Origin of the sequence: Gaetbulibacter sp. M240 (assembly GCF_043876815.1) — a bacterium.
GTDB lineage: Bacteria > Bacteroidota > Bacteroidia > Flavobacteriales > Flavobacteriaceae > Gaetbulibacter_A.
In genome coordinates this window covers 1,047,846-1,067,324 of record NZ_JBAWKA010000001.1, presented here as the reverse complement: position 1 = coordinate 1,067,324, position 19,479 = coordinate 1,047,846, and the positions used below count along the sequence as shown (strand labels likewise).

The 19,479-nt window shown below is 35.9% G+C and carries 19 protein-coding genes; 7 read left to right on the top strand and 12 right to left on the bottom strand.

Features of this window, described 5'->3' with window-relative positions; all coding sequences use genetic code 11:
* The first annotated feature begins 161 nt into the window (after positions 1-161).
* A complete protein-coding gene (locus tag V8G61_RS04700) occupies positions 162-1,106 on the top strand; it encodes a TerC family protein (RefSeq protein WP_394874298.1) in 945 nt (314 codons plus the stop codon).
* Positions 1,107-1,368: 262 nt separating this feature from the next.
* Here V8G61_RS04700 and V8G61_RS04695 read toward each other — a convergent pair whose 3' ends face one another.
* The 7 genes from V8G61_RS04695 to V8G61_RS04665 all read right to left on the bottom strand — a co-directional run bounded on the left by V8G61_RS04695 (position 1,369) and on the right by V8G61_RS04665 (position 8,930).
* Entirely contained in the window at positions 1,369-1,500 is a 132-nt protein-coding gene (locus tag V8G61_RS04695; protein WP_394874297.1) for a hypothetical protein, read from the bottom strand.
* A gap of 12 nt (positions 1,501-1,512) precedes the next feature.
* Positions 1,513-2,313, bottom strand: a complete 801-nt coding sequence (locus tag V8G61_RS04690; protein ID WP_394874296.1) for a hypothetical protein — start codon at positions 2,311-2,313, stop codon at positions 1,513-1,515.
* A 100-nt stretch (positions 2,314-2,413) separates the two neighbouring features.
* Positions 2,414-3,490, bottom strand: a complete 1,077-nt coding sequence (locus V8G61_RS04685; RefSeq protein ID WP_394874295.1) for a nuclease-related domain-containing protein — start codon at positions 3,488-3,490, stop codon at positions 2,414-2,416.
* 85 nt (positions 3,491-3,575) lie between these two features.
* Entirely contained in the window at positions 3,576-3,755 is a 180-nt protein-coding gene (locus V8G61_RS04680; protein ID WP_394874294.1) for a hypothetical protein, read from the bottom strand.
* Positions 3,756-3,848: 93 nt separating this feature from the next.
* Positions 3,849-5,075, bottom strand: coding sequence for a hypothetical protein (locus tag V8G61_RS04675; protein WP_394874293.1), 1,227 nt, complete (start codon positions 5,073-5,075; stop codon positions 3,849-3,851).
* A gap of 8 nt (positions 5,076-5,083) precedes the next feature.
* On the bottom strand, positions 5,084-8,227 hold the full coding sequence (locus V8G61_RS04670) for an Eco57I restriction-modification methylase domain-containing protein (protein WP_394874292.1): 3,144 nt from the start codon (positions 8,225-8,227) through the stop codon (positions 5,084-5,086).
* A gap of 85 nt (positions 8,228-8,312) precedes the next feature.
* Entirely contained in the window at positions 8,313-8,930 is a 618-nt protein-coding gene (locus V8G61_RS04665; RefSeq protein ID WP_394874291.1) for a hypothetical protein, read from the bottom strand.
* 549 nt (positions 8,931-9,479) lie between these two features.
* On the opposite strand from V8G61_RS04665, the gene V8G61_RS04660 reads away from it, so the two are divergent.
* Positions 9,480-10,421 carry an endonuclease/exonuclease/phosphatase family protein gene (locus tag V8G61_RS04660; protein WP_394874290.1) on the top strand — a complete coding sequence of 314 codons (942 nt, stop codon included), beginning with the start codon at positions 9,480-9,482 and terminating at the stop codon, positions 10,419-10,421.
* Positions 10,422-10,661: 240 nt separating this feature from the next.
* Here the strand turns inward: V8G61_RS04660 and V8G61_RS04655 are convergent, their stop codons facing one another.
* From V8G61_RS04655 to V8G61_RS04635, 5 genes are all read right to left on the bottom strand, one after another.
* Positions 10,662-11,381, bottom strand: a complete 720-nt coding sequence (locus V8G61_RS04655) for a hypothetical protein (RefSeq protein ID WP_394874289.1) — start codon at positions 11,379-11,381, stop codon at positions 10,662-10,664.
* A 118-nt stretch (positions 11,382-11,499) separates the two neighbouring features.
* Positions 11,500-12,198, bottom strand: coding sequence for an ATPase (locus V8G61_RS04650; RefSeq protein ID WP_394874287.1), 699 nt, complete (start codon positions 12,196-12,198; stop codon positions 11,500-11,502).
* Entirely contained in the window at positions 12,195-12,866 is a 672-nt protein-coding gene (locus V8G61_RS04645; RefSeq protein WP_394874286.1) for a hypothetical protein, read from the bottom strand. Before V8G61_RS04645 ends, V8G61_RS04650 begins: the two co-directional genes overlap by 4 nt.
* 35 nt (positions 12,867-12,901) lie before the next feature.
* Positions 12,902-13,210, bottom strand: a complete 309-nt coding sequence (locus V8G61_RS04640; RefSeq protein WP_394874285.1) for a helix-turn-helix domain-containing protein — start codon at positions 13,208-13,210, stop codon at positions 12,902-12,904.
* Positions 13,211-13,587: 377 nt separating this feature from the next.
* The gene (locus tag V8G61_RS04635) at positions 13,588-14,427 is read right to left on the bottom strand and encodes an RteC domain-containing protein (protein WP_394874284.1); all 840 of its coding nucleotides are present in this window, start codon (positions 14,425-14,427) and stop codon (positions 13,588-13,590) included.
* A 559-nt stretch (positions 14,428-14,986) separates the two neighbouring features.
* Here V8G61_RS04635 and V8G61_RS04630 point away from each other — a divergent pair.
* Genes V8G61_RS04630 through V8G61_RS04610 form a run of 5 tightly spaced genes read left to right on the top strand, consistent with a single transcriptional unit; the run spans position 14,987 to position 19,460 of the window.
* Positions 14,987-15,754 (top strand): AraC family transcriptional regulator, encoded by a 768-nt coding sequence (locus V8G61_RS04630; RefSeq protein ID WP_394874283.1) that lies wholly within the window; start codon positions 14,987-14,989, stop codon positions 15,752-15,754.
* Between the two features lie 27 nt (positions 15,755-15,781).
* Positions 15,782-16,720 (top strand): MBL fold metallo-hydrolase, encoded by a 939-nt coding sequence (locus V8G61_RS04625; RefSeq protein ID WP_394874282.1) that lies wholly within the window; start codon positions 15,782-15,784, stop codon positions 16,718-16,720.
* Positions 16,721-16,737: 17 nt separating this feature from the next.
* The gene (locus tag V8G61_RS04620) at positions 16,738-17,259 is read left to right on the top strand and encodes a GNAT family N-acetyltransferase (RefSeq protein ID WP_394874281.1); all 522 of its coding nucleotides are present in this window, start codon (positions 16,738-16,740) and stop codon (positions 17,257-17,259) included.
* 2 nt (positions 17,260-17,261) lie between these two features.
* Positions 17,262-18,152 carry an alpha/beta hydrolase gene (locus tag V8G61_RS04615; RefSeq protein ID WP_394874280.1) on the top strand — a complete coding sequence of 297 codons (891 nt, stop codon included), beginning with the start codon at positions 17,262-17,264 and terminating at the stop codon, positions 18,150-18,152.
* A 6-nt stretch (positions 18,153-18,158) separates the two neighbouring features.
* The gene (locus tag V8G61_RS04610) at positions 18,159-19,460 is read left to right on the top strand and encodes an amidohydrolase family protein (protein WP_394874279.1); all 1,302 of its coding nucleotides are present in this window, start codon (positions 18,159-18,161) and stop codon (positions 19,458-19,460) included.
* Positions 19,461-19,479 lie beyond the last annotated feature (19 nt).

The following is a 19,479-nucleotide window of genomic DNA, read 5'->3' as shown; positions in this document are numbered from 1 at the left end:
ATTCTTTACTTAATAATTATAACTTTATGTACAAAGGTACTTTTTACAACATAAAGATTTTATATAAACTTAAGTTGAATCGTCATATTTAAGAAATTATATTTTTTAAATACCCACTCAAGGTTTATTTTCGGGGGATTAATTAAAGAGATGTTTTTTATATGATTGTTTGGGGATTGTTCCTATTGGGAATACTTGTTTTTTTAGCTCTGGATTTAGGTGTTTTTAATAAAAACCCACATATTATTAGTGTAAAGGAAGCTTCTATCTGGACCAGTGTTTGGGTAACTATGTCCTTTTTGTTTTCGGGTGTTATTTACTGGCTTTACAGTACAGGTAAAATAGATAATGTTGTTGCCTTAACCCCTACGGATGCTACTGTTAAGTATATAACCGGTTATTTAATTGAGCTATCCCTTAGCATTGATAATATATTTGTAATCGCTGTTATTTTTAGTTCGTTTCACATTCCGCAGAAATATCAACATCGGGTCTTATTTTGGGGGATTTTAGGCGCTATTGTCTTTAGGGCTTTAATGATATTTTTTGGTGTTGTGTTGATAAAAAAATTTAGTTTCACCACCTATATTTTTGGGGCTTTTTTGCTTTTTACAGCCTTTAGAATGTTGGTTTCCAAAGAGGAAAAATTTAATCCCAAGAAATCCTTTGTTTATAGAAATTTGAGAAGGGTAATGCCCATAACCAGCCATATGCAGGGTCAAAAATTCTTTGTGAAAATGCGCCATATTACTGCTGCCACTCCTCTATTTATAGCATTGGTTGTGATAGAATTTACTGATATTTTATTTGCGTTGGATAGTGTGCCTGCCATACTAGCCATAACCTCTGACCCCTTTTTAGTTTTTAGTTCTAATATTTTTGCCATTTTAGGGTTACGGTCTATGTACTTTTTCTTGGCTAATATGTTAGACCGTTTTAAGCACTTAAAATACAGTTTGGTTGCAATATTATGTTTTGTTGGTATTAAACTGATTTTGGTACATCATTACAAGTTTCCTGAATGGGTGTCTTTGGGCTTTATAGCCTTATCTCTTGCTATCGGAGTGATTGCATCTTTAAACAAGAAGACTGAAAAAAAAGATTGAGTATTTAATGCTTTTCATGGCAGGTAACCCCGCCAACCAATTATAAAAGGTTTAGGAATGCTAGATCTGTTTCTAAATTTTTATAATTTGCTGGGAGGGTTTCCATTGGAGGGATTCCTACCGAAGGCAGGCAGGGCGAGGTCGGCAAGCTCCTCGGCATGACAATTCTTTATTTAAGAGATGACTAAAACGTCTTGAGGCCAATCGTCGTCGTTGATATTCATAGGTTAAGAGTTTAGATTAAAATTTGGGGTGGTTTTAATTAATCCCCTTTTTTGTGTTTATGTGGTTTTAAAGAGGGCGTATTTTTAGGTGTTTCTTTGTTGTCTCTTTGTCGCCGATCTGGTTTACCGGTTGACTTGGCTATTCTTTTTGGACCTGGTTTAATTCCCATAATATTCAAAATTTAATTTATTAAAATTTTACTTCTGTTTATGCTAAATGATTTAACACCAATTTTATTTAATAATGAGTTAAATTGTTCTTTATATTTCTCGTCAGTTTTTGGACCCAACAATATTTCTATGCCTTCAAGACTCTGTTTTTTAAATTGAATATCAATATATTTTGTTGATAAGTTCAAATCTATTAATCCATTTAATACATTTCTATGCGCTTGAATTAAAATACCATTATTAAAAAATAGACGATACCTATATTCTTTTTCAAATGCCCAAAAATCGATTTTACGTTGACCAATAATATTCAAATGAACGGTTAAGGCTTCCTCCTTACCTTCTTCCGATGTTAAAACACCCTTTCTTAAGTCATTTTCAGTTGGAACATATTCAACTTTCGTTGGTCCGTATACTCTATCAATAAAGTGGTTCTGAACCGGACTATCGCTTGCAAAAGGTATTATCATATTTAGTGATAATTCATACTGTTTTTCTAGGTCAGAACCCAGTTGAAAATTTGTATCACTAAGCTTTCTTAAAACCATTACTGATTTGGAAAATAAATCAATTGGCATTTTAAATCTGACACCCTTTAAATCAGTATACATTCTCCACATTGGCAATTCGTCTCGATATTCAGAAGTCCAAGAGGATGATAGAACAAAATTTCTAACTAGAGAATTTTCATCGTAAATACCCTCTAGTGGGTCATTTAATGAATCTAATCTAGTAAACCTAATTGTTTGGCTTTCGAGAATAAGTTTTAAAGTCTCACACTCCGTATAGTGGTATAAATGACTAGGGATCATATGTTAAAGCATAATATATCTTTTAAAATTAAGTAAATTCTTAATAAGTAAGTTGAATTTTATTCAAAATGGATTAACATCTTAATGTTAATAAATCCGATTAGGTATTTATGTTATTTAGGTAATCGGTTATTTTGTTGAGTTCGGTGTCGTGTAATGTAGGTTCGAAGTAGTTGATGTAGCTATTGAGTTCTTTTAACGTTAGAATCTTGACATAGTTAAATTCCTGTTTTGGTTTATGGTTTATTAAAACTACGATATTTCTTATTGGTATTCTTTTTTGACCCCAGTGGTGATCTTTTATAAGGTTTGGGTGGTCGTCGTTGGCACTATTCAATAAGGAGAAAAGGGCGTAATTTGACCTTTGGATCTGTTTCACCGGAGAAAAGAGATCTTTATTCTGAATTGAATTTTTACTCCAGTTTTTAGTCTCAATAACAAATAAACCCGCGTGTGTTAACACCAGATGATCGATCTGAACACTGTAGATGTATTGATCGTCTTTTTTCTGGTATAGTGGTTTTTCGAATTCAAGTTTAAAATCGTTGAACAAAACAACGTTTTCCGGAAGTTTAAGGAGCTCCTTTTCTACCAAACTTTCGCCTATGGCTCCGGCTATCATGGGTAACAAGGAGCAGGCTACTCTATTTTCATGTTCCAGGGTTTTAAACTTTGGGTCGCAGTTTTGAGAAATGAGATCTTTTCGATTATTTGATAAATGATTTAGCTTTTTTAAGTTTGAATTTAAGCGCTCATAACTACTTTTCGTTTGAAGCCTTATTACATAGCGGTGATTTTTTACAATGAGATATTTGAGTACTCTGGTATACTTAAGCTTAAACCAACAAATTGCTTTTTTAAGTGGTTTTTCAGGCATTTTGGACTTCAGGGCTTTCTGCTTCCAAACCAGTTCCTTTTTTCTATTGTTTAGTACCGTTATTACTGCGCGTTTTAAGTTGTCATGCTCTTTTTGAAGATCGTAGGTTTTAGCTTGTAGCAGGTCTATTTCAAGATCAAAATCACGCTCGGCTGTAAAGAACATCTCTTCTTTGATATCTTCGAAGTTTTTTAGGAAGGATTTGATCTCCCGAATGGAATTGAATCGGTTTACTCCCTGTTCATCAAGGATTTTTCGAATTTCTGTTAGGGATCCTATTTTGCCGAAGACTTTTGGCATTGGTGGTTGTTTGTTGTTATTTAGTAATATTCCTAAAAGCTATCATAAATCCGAATTTACAAAATTCGGACAGTATTTTACAAGGCTATTGCCATAATGGTTCATTTTCCCAATCAGGCTTCATTCCAAGTGCGTTTGGATCTACATTAGGATAATTCTTAAATAAATCCATTAGGCGCGTTGTAAAATCGTTATTAGGGTGTATGGTGTTTAAGAATAAAAAGGTATATAAAGCAAAAGACACACCCTGGGACGCTGTTCTCATGGGTAGCGTGGTGTGTACTGTTACAGCGAAAATACGAACTTTAGACCATATTTAAATATTTATTTCCATATTTTTTGTTACAATACCCCCTTATTAGTTCTTTAAAAAGTCTTTATTCAATAATTCATTTACTGACTGCATATTTTGATAAGTTGATTTTGCTCTTGAAATTATCTTTTCTATTACTTTTTCTGAAGCTTCCATTTTGCCCATTAGCTCAATACCAACCAAATAATCCAATAAAAAGGAAATATAAAGCAACTCAAATTGAGAAAAAATTTTATTCTTTACCTTATTCCGATGAGTTAGGTAATCCCTATGTCTTACAATTTTGGAAACATATCCTTTAATTTTATTTTCAGGAATGGAAGTTATAATATTTATCAGCTTATTATGATCTAATAAATATTTTTCTACTGTTGGGTTTTTATGTGTTTTTCCGAATTTAAAACTGTAGGCTTCGAAAGCAGAGTAAGAATTTGTAAATCGTCTACTGTGACTAGTTTTTACCGATAATAAATTTTCAATTATAATATCCGCACAATAAGTTATGTCAGGATTGATGAACCAATGTTTTATTAATTTCGATAAATCCTTATTAATTGTATCATAATCAAGTGTAATAAAACCTGAAATATTCTCTTTATTGAGATCATCCTTATAATATAATGAAGCCCACTTACCACAACTTAAACATTTGAAATTAAAAGACTTAAACTGAGCAGATTTACCGTAAATAAAATGAAATAATTTTTGAAATGAATTGTAAAGCTCAATGCTCTCAGGTATACTTAAATTCGTTTCTGACTTGAATTCCACATAGCCCAGATTATCTATCCTTAAAAATTCGTGATTGGAAGTTAATGACGTAGATTTTGTTATTGTTAACCTTAATTCTTCTGAAATAACTGTTTGGTGCTTTATATCTTCTTGTTTTTCAATCTTATTTTCGATTGAATTAAACCAGTTCATTTTTCTTACCCACTCGACAATTGCCACATTGTCAATTTGAAATTCATTTATTTTAAGATTTATTGGGTCAATTATATGATAGGAACAAATAAAAGTATATTTAGGTCTATAAACTTTCGTTTCAATAATTCCCATACTACTATGTTGAATATTACAATTAACAAAGGTTACATAGCCTAAACTATTAAACATTCCGTAAATTACGTCTATTTGTAATGACTCATTTTTGGTCATAAGGTTTGTAGTAATAAATATTTCCTCCTTTATTAATTCAAGAACACAAAAGCATTTAATGGCTTCTGAATCCTTAAACCATACTTCGCCGAAATATTTATTTTCTTTGAACATATAACCTTTTAACTATTTTCAACAATTTCTCGTTCTTTTTGTGTTAAGCCATATAAATCATAGACCATTTGGTCGATTTCCTTTTCTGTTTGTTGGATTTGGGTTTGTAGTTCTTGGGCTTTTTTCTTGTTGTCCTCAAAGAGTTCCAGCCACTCAAACTCATCTTTTTTGGTAAGTGGTGTACCTCCAGCTTTTTTAATGGCTTTGTTGAGTTCTTTTATAAAGTCTGTAAAGTTTAATTCGTGCCAATGCTCAAATGTTCTTGTTACTTTAGTGATAGAGTATTTACTTGTTATATATTTTAAAAAGGATTCTTTCATTTTAAATAAATCAGTATTTAAAAGAATTACCTTATTCACTAACACCGAAAAATCAAATTTTTCATTATAACAAAATGGGAATTCCAAAACATAAACACCTTTAAATTGCGCAAATGCTTTATTCTCTGCGCTTGTTTTGGATTTATGATAAAATGCTAAAAGTTTTGAATTTAACTGCGCAAGTAAAGAATCTATTTTTTCTACACTATCAGGTATTATTAAATAAGAGTTCTTTAATACCATCATATTATGAACATCTTTTGCAGCTATGATTGAAGAACCTGTTCTACGCATTAATATTTTCTCCCTTAAATACATATCAAGATTAGCATTACTCTTCATCTCTTTTTGAATAAAATTCACATAGCTTCCAGAATAATCAATAAAATATCGGTTAACATCTCTCCCTAAAAGTATTGGTAAGTGGTTTTTAGATTCTTTTTTCTCCGTTAGCCAAACTTTATTGTTTCGTGTTTCCAAACCACGATACACAATTGCATGCTCTTTTATTTTACTGTAGTTCCCTTCTAATTTTTCTAATAAAGGGTTGTTAGTAGTAATAAATGGATTATACCCTTGAATGAATTTGGAAGAATCAAAATCTTTTAGTTCAAAATCTTCTTTCAGTATATTCTTCGTGAGTTTTATTTTCTCTTGTTTAGCGGTATGCTTTCTTATATGTAACACAACCGTTTCTACAACCTCATCAAATGCAGAATCCTTTAAATACACAATCTCTTCAACTTGATTTATGTAAACATTCCTTCTCATTTTTGAAAAATACTGGCCATCTAACCAACTATTTGGAATAATGAATCCCAAATAACCATTCTCTTTTATCAAATGATTAATTGCTAAATCTGTAAAGAGTGCATATGTATTAGGGTTGTATTCAGCATAACTAAATCGATTATTCACATAAGACAGTGTATTTTCCCCAAAAACAGATTTTATATACACTACATAAGGTGGATTCCCAATCACTACATCAAAGCCCTGTTTTGTTTCGGCAGATTGCTTCGTGCGTTCCTCACTCGCAATGACGGTTTCATTGTGAGATTGCTTCGTTATGCCTTCTCGCCATGCCGGGTTGAAAATTTGAGGAAATTCTTGTTGCCAATTAAAGGCTTTATCCCCCGCTACCGCTTTGCTATCAATTAATGAGTTACCGCATTTTATGTTGTTGCTTAAATCGTTGAGTTTACGGCGTGGCTGGGCGGTACGTAACCATAAGGATAGTTTGGCAATTTCAACAGACTCTTCGTTGAGGTCTACCCCATAAATATTGTTTTCTAAAATGGTGTTTTCTATATCACTCAGTATGAGGCTTCCACCTAAGACTTTTGCTTTGAGTTCATCGATGTAGCGGTGTTCTTTAATAAGAAAATCCAGTGCCTGGTTTAAAAATGCTCCGGAACCACAGGCCGGGTCACAAATGGTGATCTGTAATAACCATTCGCGGTACTTATCCAGGACCTCTAATAAGTATTTTTTGGTGTTTTGGTGTGTTCCTTTTTTTACCTCAAAATAGGCTTCTTCCTTAAAGCCCAGTGCTTCCTTTTTCTCCCGGCAGAGTTTACCTACCGTATTTTCCACGATGTATTTGGTAATGTATTTGGGCGTGTAGAATACACCGTCCTTTTTTCGCTTGCTTTTTTGTTTATCGAACTCACCGCCTTCAATTTCGGCATTGACACTTTCAATTTCATTCAGGGAGTTTTCAAAAATGTGTCCTAAAATGTTGACATCCACCTGGCTGCTAAAATCGTATTTAGCCAATTTATAGGTGTGTTTGTAAAGCAGTTCATCGTCTATGTCTAGATCATCGAGAATGGGATCCGGTTTAAATAAACCTCCATTGTAGGCATAGATCTCCGCTCTTGAGCTTGTACCCTTTCTACCCTGGTCTAAAAAGTGAAAGTATTGCTTAAATAAACCATATACCGGACGTTCATCACCGAAGTCAATATCCGCTTTCCATTTGTCCAAAATTTGAATGGTTGAATTCGGTGGTAACAGGTCTCTATCTTCTGCAAAGAAGATAAATAGAAATCGGTCTATGAGCTTTTGCGATTTTTTGAAAAGCGATAGTTTGACGTTCTTTTCCAGGGCTTTGAGTTCCTCGTTTTCGTCATGAGATGGCCCTGCTACGCTCGTTATGACGTTTTGCTTCAGACGTTTTGCGTTTCTTTTTACAAGGTCTCTAAAGAGCTCGCGTTTAAAAAGCGAATAATCGTTGTAGAACTGCTTGGTAATTTTGTCTTCCTCAACCAAGGAGGCCTCTTTAATGGTTAGTGGAAGATTATTCAGAATATTGTCCTTTTGAAGACAGAGGTACATTAGGTTAAATTCTCCCGGGGCTAATTGGAATAGATTAAATTCCAAAAACTCTGTAGCATCATTGATGTAAAAGCGTAACTTTTCGAAATTGGAGGTAAGCACATAAACACAGCCTTTTTGGTTGGCCTTGTAATCGAAGGCTTGTTTCCGGATGCTTTCTAAATCTTTGGTGTTGGTCCCTTTTAATTCAATAACCCCAATGGCTTTGGTTTCGCTTAAAATAGCGCCATCTGCTTTGCCTGCTCCTTTTTGATTTTTGAATTCGGTAGTGATGTTAAAATCAGGTTTGGGATTTAGGGTGTAGCCCAAAACATTGACGAACAATTCGTCTAAAAACTTGGCCTGGTATTGCTCTTCCTTGGAATTTTTAATGTTTTCCTGAATGGTGGCATTGTGAAAATACTTGGTGTACTTTTTATAGGCCCGGTCTACCGCCGCGCTGTCTTGTTGTGCCAGATATGTTTTTAGGACTGATGTTTGGAATAAGGGCATTTAATTGCAACTTGTTGTTTGGTTTAAATTTTTGAAGTTATAATATTCCTCTAACTTGATAAATTTATCATAACAATACTGTATTTTATCTCCAATTTACTTTCATTTGCTTCAGTTGATTAGATTCTATTATTTGAGCAATATCTGTAATATTTCCGATAGCTAGTTTTAAATCTTTACCACTCGAGTTTTCAACAAAAATCCGAAACTCGCTTTCATATTTAAAATCTTTTGATTTATGAAAAATTGATATATCCTTCACTATTTTATCAATCGGATTATAATAGTCCATAAGACCCCAGAAAATGTTGTAACCTAAGGATTTCGCTTGTTTGTTTATCCTTATTAGAAATTCTTTGTAATCCGTTATTATAACTGCATGAGTTCCATATTCCAACATTCTGGTATCAAGTTGAATTTCCTGCTCAGCATCTGATGATTGATTGATGGAATAAAGAGAATATATATTACCTACTTTACTGATATTTTGCCTGAACTGTCCATTGGTCATTTTAATTTTAATTTCCCGTTGATGTTCTGGAAAAGGAAAAATTGTTAAAGTGACACTATCTTTTTGATCGTAGTTTATGATTTCTGTTACACCTTCAAGAATATCGCCACCGGACTTTCTTTCCTTTGCTCGTTTTCTAAACCCTTCAATTGGTCTACAAAATACTATTCCATTTTCGATTAATTGTCTCATGTATTTTTTAGAGCCAAATTTTATGAAGAATCTAGAAAGCATTAATTACAACCATTTTGATTAACACAATTTTTATCATAAAATTATTATACTAAATATAGAATTCTTATTTGATCTAAATATAGAAAAATTCTTATGAAATAATTTTGTCTCAAGACGTCGCTTGATATTTTCCTATAATTTATGGCACTAATTATACATTAAAGTTCCGAGGTTACTGAAAAATAAAATAATAACGAAGTATATTATTGGAAGAGCAACTAGCCAGCCAACAAGAATATACGTGTTATATCGAATCTTTTCCAATTTTTCTATTTGGAGGCTTTGAGCAAAAAGAATTTCTCTTAACATTTCTGTGTTCTCAAGGTCTCCATAAATTTCAAGGAATTCCTTTCTTTTTTTGGTTAATGGTATTTTATCTCGGTTCATATTTTAATGTATCAGATTTTACATTTTAAATATAGAAAAATTCTTATAAAATTGGTTATATTTATTTGTAAGTCTCCCCTTGAGCTGCTTGTTTGATAGTTAATTTTATATTTTTAGACCATGCCTGCATTTGAAAAACCGAAGTTCATTTTTAATTTTGATGTTGCTGATGAGGTGCAGCATTTGAAAAATCATAAGGTCGTCAGGGGTGTTCCGGATAAGTCGGCTGATAAGCTTTTGATTGCTTCCTGGAACATTGCGAACCTTGGTTTACAAATTCGGTGGCGAGAACATTATCAGCTTATCGCCGAAATCCTGAGTTGGTTTGATGTTGTGGCCATACAGGAGATCCATGATGATTTGGAGGGTTTGCGGGCTGTTGAGTCGGAGCTTCCCTCCTATTACAGTTTGATCTTTTCGGATAAGGGTGGTAATAATGAGCGGTCCGGATTTATTTATGATAACCGCATCATTAAACAATTGGAACTGGTTGGGGAAATTGGCATTCCTCCTAAGGATCATAAATACATCAAACTTGAAGGCGTTAACCAAGCTTTTACCGGTTTTGATCGTAATCCTTATTTGTGTTCTTTCCAATGGCAGAATACCATGTTTATTTTGATCACCGTGCATTCCTTTTCCGGCGGGGTGTCTTCGCGTGATCTGGAGCGTCGTGCCCTAGAGGCTTATGCTATTGGTCGGTACGCTGACCTAAGAAATAAATCGTCAAATGCTTTTTCAAAAAATATTATTGCTTTAGGGGATTTTAATATCCCGATGATCGAAAAGGGTGATGTGGTTTATGAGGCTTTGGTAAAACGAGGTTTGAAACTTCCGGAGCATTCTACTAAAGTGTATTCAAATATTGTGAATGATAAAATGTACGACCAAATCGCTTTCTTGCCTTCTATTAAATCTAAAATTGAGGACCATGGTGTTTTTGATTTTGATAGTGCTATTTTCCCGGAGCTTTGGCAAAATCATATGCCTGGGGAGTTCAGGGCCTATTTGCGGTATTATATTTCGGATCACCGCCCTTTGTGGATGCAGTTGCGGTTTTGATGAATTGTGCACTTGACAGTGGCCCTTGTTTATAGCTATTTAACATAGGGAATTCTATTTAAGAGATTCCTACTGAAGGTAGGCAGGGCCACTTCGCAAGCTCCTCGCAATGGCATCTTTTTTTCGTGAGATTACTACCGAAGCTAGGTAGGGCCATGTCGCAAACTTCTCGCAATGGCAGATTTTGTTGCGGGGTATTACTATTCTTGATTAAGAACATCTGAAAAATTATTTCCTATATCACTTTTTATCCATAACGGATGTTTTGAATTCTACACTAAATTTAATAATCGAGTCTAATAGAATAATATTATCTGGTTTCGACAACAGGTCGGTACTCAATTTTTTAAACTCACAATATTCTAGGAATAAATCTTTATAATTAAAAGGAATTTTAATGTTATCGTTAAACAAATTACTGTTGTTAAACAGTGAGTCATATTGACTAAATGAGATATATTCTTTCTCTGATTTTTTTTTGAATAGTTTATTCAATTTTATCAATTTAATTATTTCAATAAAGTTAAAACCATTGGCATAATATGATTTTGGTTTATATAAATAGGGATTATTTTTAATATCCTCTTTCATTGAAAAACCTGTTTCAAAAGAATAAATTTTAGGATTGAATGGTTTGTTTTTTAAATCTTGAAAAATTTCTACTTTTTCTAATTTATTTGTCTTTTTATCTAATTCAATTACATTAATCCTATCATAAAATTCTTTTTTCACTCTTAAAACCATTGAATTATGGAATAATGTACCAATAGCTATAGAGTCATCTACCGACGCAGAAATTGTAAACTCTCCTTTATAATCCGATAAAATAGTTTCATTTCTATTCAGATTCATGATAACTGCTCCTTGTACAGGTGAATCTTCATCGTATAAAACTCCCTTAATACTTTGAGAATATGTTATCAATGGAAGTATAAAAAAAATAAGATTGAAATGTTTCATAAACCCACGAAATAAAATTAATTTTTATTCTGAAAATATTTTTTTAGTGTTCAATACCTCCAACTATCTTGTGAATTTAGAGTAATAAATACAATTAAATTTTAAGTTTTCGTTAAAATTATTTTCGTTTATCCGTCGCATTTTTATCAAAAGCAAATAGATTGAACATGGCGCGCATGCGGGAGCGGACGCGCTCTCCGTATTTTTCTTCGAGTTCCTGGGCGTTGAGGTTTGTGGTGATGTGGGTTTTTGGATGTTTTTGAAAGGTATCGGGTATGTTAGTTAACTCATAACGGGACAACAAAATCTCGCCCATGACGTTGCAGTCGGTTCCGAAATGGCGACCGGTGGGTTCCACGCCAAGGTCGTCAAAGCAATAGGCTTGATCGTCGGAATAGTCTTCGATTATTTTAAAACCGATGTTATTAAAGCCAAACACGATGTTTCGCGCCGGTATTAGTTTGAAGGACTTTTTGTAGGGTGTGATGTGTGGTAGCAATTTCATGAGGGTGGTTTTGCCGCAACCTACCGGCCCGGATAATAGGATGCCTTTTTTGGGATCGATGCCCAAATGCTTGCAGTAGGCTTCGTCCTGAATGTAGTAAGTGACTAATTTTAACAGAACGTCGTGATCATCCTCATGAATCTTAAAATGTTTACCGAAAAGTAGTTTCCCCTTTGCCTCCAGGTAAATTAACACCTTTTTAAAATCGTAGCTTATGACATTTCCCTTGAGATCTCCCAACTGGAACGATACGGCTCCCTCCGTGATAATGTGGGGCTTTTTTGGATCGAAATGTGAAGTAAACTTGATCATAGCGGTTGATTGTAGTTTTTATTTCGTTTGGTGTGGAGGTTGCCGTTTTGGCCCAAAACATTTGAGATCTCATTTTTTGAAGAATAATCTTTAGCATTCAGGATCCAGCTTTGGGCCGCTGCTTTCCAATTTAGGATCTTCGAATTCCCTTTTTTCCAACCCAGAGCTTCATAGTGATTGAAAAATTTCAAGGCCTGGTCTTCTTTACATCCTTCTTCCTGAAAAAAATGGATTACTTCAATTTTATTTTTTGGTTTAGAAATGTTTACTCTTTTTTTAAGTTTATTACTGTTTGTATTACGCCCCGGTACTTGTTCAGGACTTGTCTCTTTTTTGGTATTGTAGTGTTCCATAACTTGTTCGGTACTTGTACCTATTTTGGACATCTTAACAGTACTGCCCCGGTGTGGGTTCTTTGAAGGGATGTAAACAATGTATTTCCATTGGTTTAAATCATTGATGCATTTGTGATAGGTTCCCTTAGATCCTATTTTTGACTGCTGCATCACTTCATTTCGATTGATAAAAAACTGTTCTGCAAAGCGCGCTAAATTCCAGAAATGGAATAGTGCGAAATACAAACTGACATGTGTTGTGTTAAGTCTGGTATCTTCTAAGAAGGCTTGAAAAACCCGGTTGAGGTGACTGATGTAATTAACTTGTTTCATTACAACATTCTTGATCGTGGATTGAAAACATGATATTAATCACGGCCGGACATTTCACGATCATATAACTTTCTCGGTTTTGTATGATTTCGCTCCAGGATATTATTGATGAGGTCGGCATCGTAATAGATGACATTTCCAAACTTGGTATAGGGTAAGGTACCATTGATGCGCATGTTTTGAAGTGTTCCGGGGGAAATACCCAGTAGTTTTCGAACTTCGGAGGACTTGATCCACTTTTTTTGCTTAACGGCTTGGCGCTTTTCCATAAGCGTTTTAATGTCGGAAAGTAACTCTGTTTTGAATGCGTTAAGATCGTCTAGGGTTAGGATTTTAATGCTCATAAGTAGGTTTAGATTAGGGGAAATCCACAAGGTCTTCTGAAGGAAGACCCCGTTGGATTCCATTGTGTTGATTTGACTTTCAATCACAAATTTGCAAAGGCTTTTTGAAAAAAATTAACAAGGTTAAACAAGTTGGGAATTTCTTCTCCCTTTAATTCGAAATAGGTATTTTTAAATAAACAACATCAAATTATATGTTGATTTTCAGAATGATATAATCACAAAAACCTTAATAAGGTTTACCCAAGTTGGTATTTATTGGGTAGGATTTAGGCGCCAGTGTACCTGGGAATTACCAAACAAATACATTTCAATTTAAAGTATATAAGGAAACCCTAATCGGGCCGTTTTTAATTCAATTTTAATTAAAAAAACGATCAATGTTCCAGATTTTTGTCGATCTTAATTTCCAAAGATTCCTTTAAATAATCTAAAAACTTGGTTTTATGATTACGTGCCTGAAGGTCATAAAACACCCTAGAGTAATCCTCGATCTTTACATCGAAGGCCTCATTGAATAACAGCATCAGATCTTTGAGGGTGGCATTACCGTTGTTGACCGCATTACTGGCTTGTAAAGCATAGATGAGCTCTACCAGATCACTTTTATGTGCCGTCCATTCAAAATGGGGCACCCCGGGATTTTTGCTTCTGAAGTTATGCCTTTCTATGCCTCTAACTTTTCGCCTGAGATACAAAATAATATCATCGAAAGCCATAAGTGTGGCCAAAATTGTGTCGTGACTCGTTGAGAATTCCGTATCGGTACAAAAATAAGCTGCATCCGGATTAAGCATCAGGTCGATCTCCGATCGGGTAAAATAGTGCATGTCGTAACGGGAAGAACTGGTTCGGTAATAGTTGTAGAATTCTATATTTGAATCGATATATTCCTGGAGCTTGCCCATGATCCTGCAGTAATATTTTTTCACCACCTTGTCGGCGGCATTGGGTTTTCGGATCTCGATATTGTGGAGTTTCGCAAAGATGACCACTTTGCTTAAAACCATAGGCTTGACCGTTTTGAAAAAGTTGATCTCATCATTTATGTCAGGCCATTTGGAATTTTTGAATATTGTTTTTATTTGAAGCAGGGCCTGAAGTGATACCTTATAGCTACTATGTATTTTTTTAAGGTTTTCTGAATCGGATTCGTCAATGGATTTCAGTTTTTCTTTTAGAGCAATAAGAATCTCATTGCATTGGTCTAATGGCATCGTTTCAAGTAGGTTAAGGATTTTAAGCACTAAAAGTAAAAACTATATTATATTATAACACTATAAATTGCATTATTGTTAATTAAATCCCTTTTGTGAGGTTTAAGCGAACGGATAAAGATCACCAAAAGTTCCTCTTATCCGGGGAATGAGCTCCAAAAAGGTGTATATTGGTGCACATATAACGAGTTAAGCGCTCATTTAATGGCAAAATTTTTTTTGAATTTTTAAGGCTTAAAATAAGGTCGATTTTTAAAGCTAATTTCCTTTTTATCATTCCCTTCTTGCCAAATTATTTTCTTAATTCAATGTCAAAAAAGTAATCGCGGATTTAAAATTCAATCTGTGCGCAAGCAGAACGTAGTAGTATTACTTTTTTGTGGTTTATTTGTGAGGTTATCGATTTAAAAAAAACGGGCGCTAACAGCGTATAAAATTTATTGCTTGGTTCTCGCTCATCGGAAAATCCTGCGGATTTTCCTACGGTTCGGTTTTATTTGCTAAATTAGTTACCTAATCACGCAACAAACCTTATACGAAACGTTAGCGAGCATTAAAAATGAATCAACTAATTATATGTAAAGACCTTCGACTCTTTTTTGGGAGCTACCCGCGGACCATTACTGAGCATAGTCATCCCGTGATTCAATTAATTGTGGCGGTTGAAGGATGCTTTCTTTCAAAAGACGATTCGGGCAATTGGTTGAGTAAAAACGGTTTATTGATCGGACCTAACCATACGCATGAGTGTGATGCCAGAGATGTGCCAATCATTAGTGTGGACATCGATCCAGAGTCTAGTCTGGGTGAATGGGTTTTGACCAATCAATTGAAGAGCCAGCCTATCCTCGATTATCCGCACAGCGATATTAATCCTATTGATATCAAAGCGTTTTCTGACTGCGTTGAGAATCAGGACTGGCGAGCACTGAGGTCGATGATTGAGAACACTTTTTTCTTTAGAAAGAGCAACATAGAAATCGAAAAGGACGAACGCATTCGAGACGTTTTGAACTTTATCTCAGAACACATCCACGAAAACATCACCACCGAAAGGCTTATGGATGTAAGTCATTTGAGCGAAAGTCGACTCATTCACCTGTTCAAAAAAGAAATGGGGCTACCCATACGCAACTACATTCTTTGGACCAGGCTTCAAATCGTTTTCGAATCGATTCTAAGAGGCGAGTCACTCACTGCTGCATCCTATGAAGCGGGATTTTCCGATCAGGCTCACATGACGAGGACATTCACTAAAATGATTGGAGTTCCTCCTTCCTCGGTGATAAAGAATAGCAAATTCGTTCAAGTTTCCTTTCCCGAATAGGTTCACCTTTGCTCAAAATTTAAAGACATGAGCAAAAAGAAGAAAACTGCACTCGTGGTGCTACTCCTTTCCTTATTGGTTATCGGTATCAACGTTTCTTTTATTTTGAGTGGATCAGAAAGTCCCAAAAGAACCTCTTATGACCTTCCTGCTACAGAACTCAACAATCAGTCTTGGGAAGAAATATTTCAAAGCAATGAGGCGATTGATCAGTTCAAAATTCTCAATACGGGTTCTGTCAAAGTACCTCTTAGCGGAATGTTGAATGCTGAAAAGCTTGAAGCAAACCACCAACTTGATGAATTCTTGTGGGTAGATGTATTTGTGTTTCTTTTTCATCATAGCGAAAAAGGTTGGTTTATGATCGATGCGGGCTTAGACAGTACATTTCAGCGAGACGGAAACATAAAAGGACTCTTGGCAAGCAATTACATCATCGAGTCGCGGCAGGAAAAGAATCAAAATATAGCGGCTCAGCTCGAAGAGGAAAACAAGGACATTCAAGGGATCTTCTTTACCCATTTACACGGAGATCATACAGCGGGCCTACCTGAGTTACCCCACTCCATTCCAAAGTATGCTGGAAAAGGAGATGAATACTTGGATATCCCATTGGTGTACAACCCAAATCACCTAACGTCAGATTCGGAAATTATCGAGATCGATTGGTCGGAAGGTATCGCGAAAGCCCCTTTCCATCGTGTCGTTGACATCTTTGGAGATGGATCCTTCTTGGGAATACATACGCCAGGACATTCAAAAAGCCACCTGTCGTATCTGTTAATGACTTCAGAAGGGCCAAAACTTCTAACGGGGGATGTTAGCCACACCAAGTATGGATTTGTCAATAACATAGAGCCTGGATGGTTACATGATCAGGAGTCTGCCGAAAGGAGTCTTGCACAATTGGTGGAGTTCCATAGCATGTTTCCAACTATTGAGGTGATCTATGGACACCAGCGATAAATAAGCCAAAGAAAACAGTGTACACCAACATAGAGACCGAACGACTCCTCCTACGCCCCATCTATCCAAAGGATGCTGGATTCATCTTTGAATTGGTCAACTCAGAAGGCTGGCTGGAATTTATTGGAGACAGGAATATTGTAGACGAGTTAGCCGCCGAAGAATACATTCTCAAATTGTTAGAACGCGACAATTCCTATTACAACGTCTTTGAGCTGAAAGAAAGCAACCAGGCCATCGGGATAATTACATTTCTTCGTCGAAACGATGAGCAATTTCCCGACATTGGATTCGCCTTATTACCTGATTTTGAAAACAATGGTTATACCATCGAAGCAGCCAGAGCCTACCTAAATAAGATTGACAGATCTGGAACGTTTGGAAATGTTATTGCCCTCACAATGCCTACCAATACCAGATCAATCAGGGTGATTGAAAAACTCGGATTGTCGTATCAGTTTGACTTTGTCAAGGATACCACAAGACTGTCCTATTTCAGCCGAAAGAGATTAGTCAAACGATCCATTGATAATAACTAACAATGCTTTCACTATCTTTACATGATCGCGCAAAAGAGCGCAGGGTAACCAAGAAAACAACAATGAGAAATCAAATATTGATCAGCGTATTAGTGCTCCTCGCTAACGTGCTAAACGGGCAAGAGCTGCCAGAAAAAATCAGTGAGACCGACTTTTCAATTGGTAAAGCCATCGGCATTCAGTCGTTGACATTAAACGAAAAACGAGAACTCAATATTTACCTACCCGCCAGTTATGCCGCTGATACGTCCAAGAGGTATCCCGTTATATATTTGCTAGATGGCTCAAAAGATGAAGACTTCGTTCACATTTCGGGAATCATTCAATTTGGTGCTTTTAAATGGATCAATATGAATCCAGAGTGCATTGTGGTGGGAATAGAAAATGTGGACAGAAAAAGAGATTTCACCTACCCATCTCAGAATAAACTTGACCAGGAAGAGTTTCCAACGTCGGGAAAATCAGCAAGGTTTATTCGATTCCTGGCGAATGAATTGCAACCATTTGTTGATGCAAATTTCAGAACCACCGCTAACAAAACCATCATAGGACAGTCTCTAGGAGGTCTTGTAGCAACGGAGGTACTTCTTGAAATGCCCGATCTCTTTGACAACTATATCATCGTAAGCCCCAGCTTGTGGTGGAATGATGAAAGTTTACTGAGTAGGCAACCAGAGCCTTTCGACTCAATTAAATCAATCTACATTGCAGTAGGAAAAGAAGGGGAAACAATGGAACGTCTGGCAAAAGAACTATTCCGAAAACTAAGTGACCAGAATAGCCAAAACACTGAATTGCACTACGAGTTCTTAGAGGATAAAACCCACGGAGATGCATTGCATATCGCTGTGTACAATGCGCTTGGTAAGATATTTAGATCAAAAAATGAATAGGGCCATATGAATAAAACATTGATTCTTACAGTAACTGCTCTGATCTGCTTTCTGATCAAATCGAATGCGCAGCAAGAAAGTACATACCTGAAAGCGGGAACTTTTTACGACAGCAAAAACAATGTGCTTCTCAAGAATAAGCTTATTCACATTGAAGGTGCAAAAATCGTCAGCGTTGGTGATTTTAGCTCACTACCAAAAAATGCGCAGGCAATAGATTTAACCGATTACACGGTTCTACCAGGGCTGATAGATGCCCATACACACGTGCTTTTTTCCCAAGAGGCCAATGAAGATTTTGCTGAATGCAGCATTCATACGCTTACCATGGAGAGTGATGCCTTGCGAGCGTTGCGCGGATCCGAAAGAGCTAAAAGTTACTTGTTGAATGGAATCACGAGCATCAGAGACCTCGGAAACTCGGGATTATATCTGGATGTAGCGCTTCGGGATGCCATTAATGAAGGTACAATTGAAGGTCCGCGAATCATGGCGTCAGGCCCCATTTTGGCCGCCCAGGGTGGACAGATTTACAATGTTACCCCCGAGCATCAGGATCTCATTGAAGGCGAATATCGAATTATAACGGGCCCTGAAGATGCCAAAAATGCGGTAAGGGAACACGTCAACCAGAATGTGGACTTGATTAAGATTTGTGCAGATAACCTACCAAACAAGACCTATCTGACCATTGAAGAAATAAAGTCAATCGTCAAAACGGCGCATGAATACAATTTAAAAGTTACGGCTCACTGCGTCACCAATCAGTCTGCACGAAATGCCATTGAAGGCGGTGTGGATGGCATTGAGCATGGATTCAATCTGAGCGATAGCACTATTGGTTTGATGGTAGAGAGGGGAGTTTACCTGGTACCGACCGAGAACAGCAGAGATTACATGAATACTTACGTAAAGCTGGCTGATTACGATGAAAATGAGGTAGACTGGATCGATTTTTACATGAATAATATGACCAGCAGGTTGAATAAGGCTATCAAAGCGGGTGTGCCTATCGTAGCTGGCTCTGACAATTATACTGACATTGAAGTGTCCCAAGGAGAATCCTCCTTTGACATGTTTCGGTATTATTTTGAAGCTGGAATGAAGCCGTTGGATATTTTACAATCAAGCACCTACACATCGGCACTCCACCTGAACAAGGAAAATAAAATTGGTTGTCTTCAACCTGACGCCTATGCTGATATCATAGCAGTAAAGGGAGACTTATTACTGGATTTTATCGCCACCATGGAAAGCGTTGTATTCATTATGAAAGATGGTGAGATTTATAAAAATGACGTTGACTAGCCTCTACACGAAGCTCCTT

Excerpts from the sequence above, each read along its gene's own strand:
- V8G61_RS04700 (WP_394874298.1), top strand. The coding sequence starts at position 162 with ATGATTGTTTGGGGATTGTTCCTATTGGGAATACTTGTTTTTTTAGCT.
- V8G61_RS04695 (WP_394874297.1), bottom strand. The coding sequence starts at position 1,500 with ATGGGAATTAAACCAGGTCCAAAAAGAATAGCCAAGTCAACCGGTAAA.
- V8G61_RS04690 (WP_394874296.1), bottom strand. The coding sequence starts at position 2,313 with ATGATCCCTAGTCATTTATACCACTATACGGAGTGTGAGACTTTAAAA.
- V8G61_RS04685 (WP_394874295.1), bottom strand. The coding sequence starts at position 3,490 with ATGCCAAAAGTCTTCGGCAAAATAGGATCCCTAACAGAAATTCGAAAA.
- V8G61_RS04680 (WP_394874294.1), bottom strand. The coding sequence starts at position 3,755 with ATGAGAACAGCGTCCCAGGGTGTGTCTTTTGCTTTATATACCTTTTTA.
- V8G61_RS04675 (WP_394874293.1), bottom strand. The coding sequence starts at position 5,075 with ATGTTCAAAGAAAATAAATATTTCGGCGAAGTATGGTTTAAGGATTCA.
- V8G61_RS04670 (WP_394874292.1), bottom strand. The coding sequence starts at position 8,227 with ATGCCCTTATTCCAAACATCAGTCCTAAAAACATATCTGGCACAACAA.
- V8G61_RS04665 (WP_394874291.1), bottom strand. The coding sequence starts at position 8,930 with ATGAGACAATTAATCGAAAATGGAATAGTATTTTGTAGACCAATTGAA.
- V8G61_RS04660 (WP_394874290.1), top strand. The coding sequence starts at position 9,480 with ATGCCTGCATTTGAAAAACCGAAGTTCATTTTTAATTTTGATGTTGCT.
- V8G61_RS04655 (WP_394874289.1), bottom strand. The coding sequence starts at position 11,381 with ATGAAACATTTCAATCTTATTTTTTTTATACTTCCATTGATAACATAT.
- V8G61_RS04650 (WP_394874287.1), bottom strand. The coding sequence starts at position 12,198 with ATGATCAAGTTTACTTCACATTTCGATCCAAAAAAGCCCCACATTATC.
- V8G61_RS04645 (WP_394874286.1), bottom strand. The coding sequence starts at position 12,866 with ATGAAACAAGTTAATTACATCAGTCACCTCAACCGGGTTTTTCAAGCC.
- V8G61_RS04640 (WP_394874285.1), bottom strand. The coding sequence starts at position 13,210 with ATGAGCATTAAAATCCTAACCCTAGACGATCTTAACGCATTCAAAACA.
- V8G61_RS04635 (WP_394874284.1), bottom strand. The coding sequence starts at position 14,427 with ATGCCATTAGACCAATGCAATGAGATTCTTATTGCTCTAAAAGAAAAA.
- V8G61_RS04630 (WP_394874283.1), top strand. The coding sequence starts at position 14,987 with ATGAATCAACTAATTATATGTAAAGACCTTCGACTCTTTTTTGGGAGC.
- V8G61_RS04625 (WP_394874282.1), top strand. The coding sequence starts at position 15,782 with ATGAGCAAAAAGAAGAAAACTGCACTCGTGGTGCTACTCCTTTCCTTA.
- V8G61_RS04615 (WP_394874280.1), top strand. The coding sequence starts at position 17,262 with ATGCTTTCACTATCTTTACATGATCGCGCAAAAGAGCGCAGGGTAACC.
- V8G61_RS04610 (WP_394874279.1), top strand. The coding sequence starts at position 18,159 with ATGAATAAAACATTGATTCTTACAGTAACTGCTCTGATCTGCTTTCTG.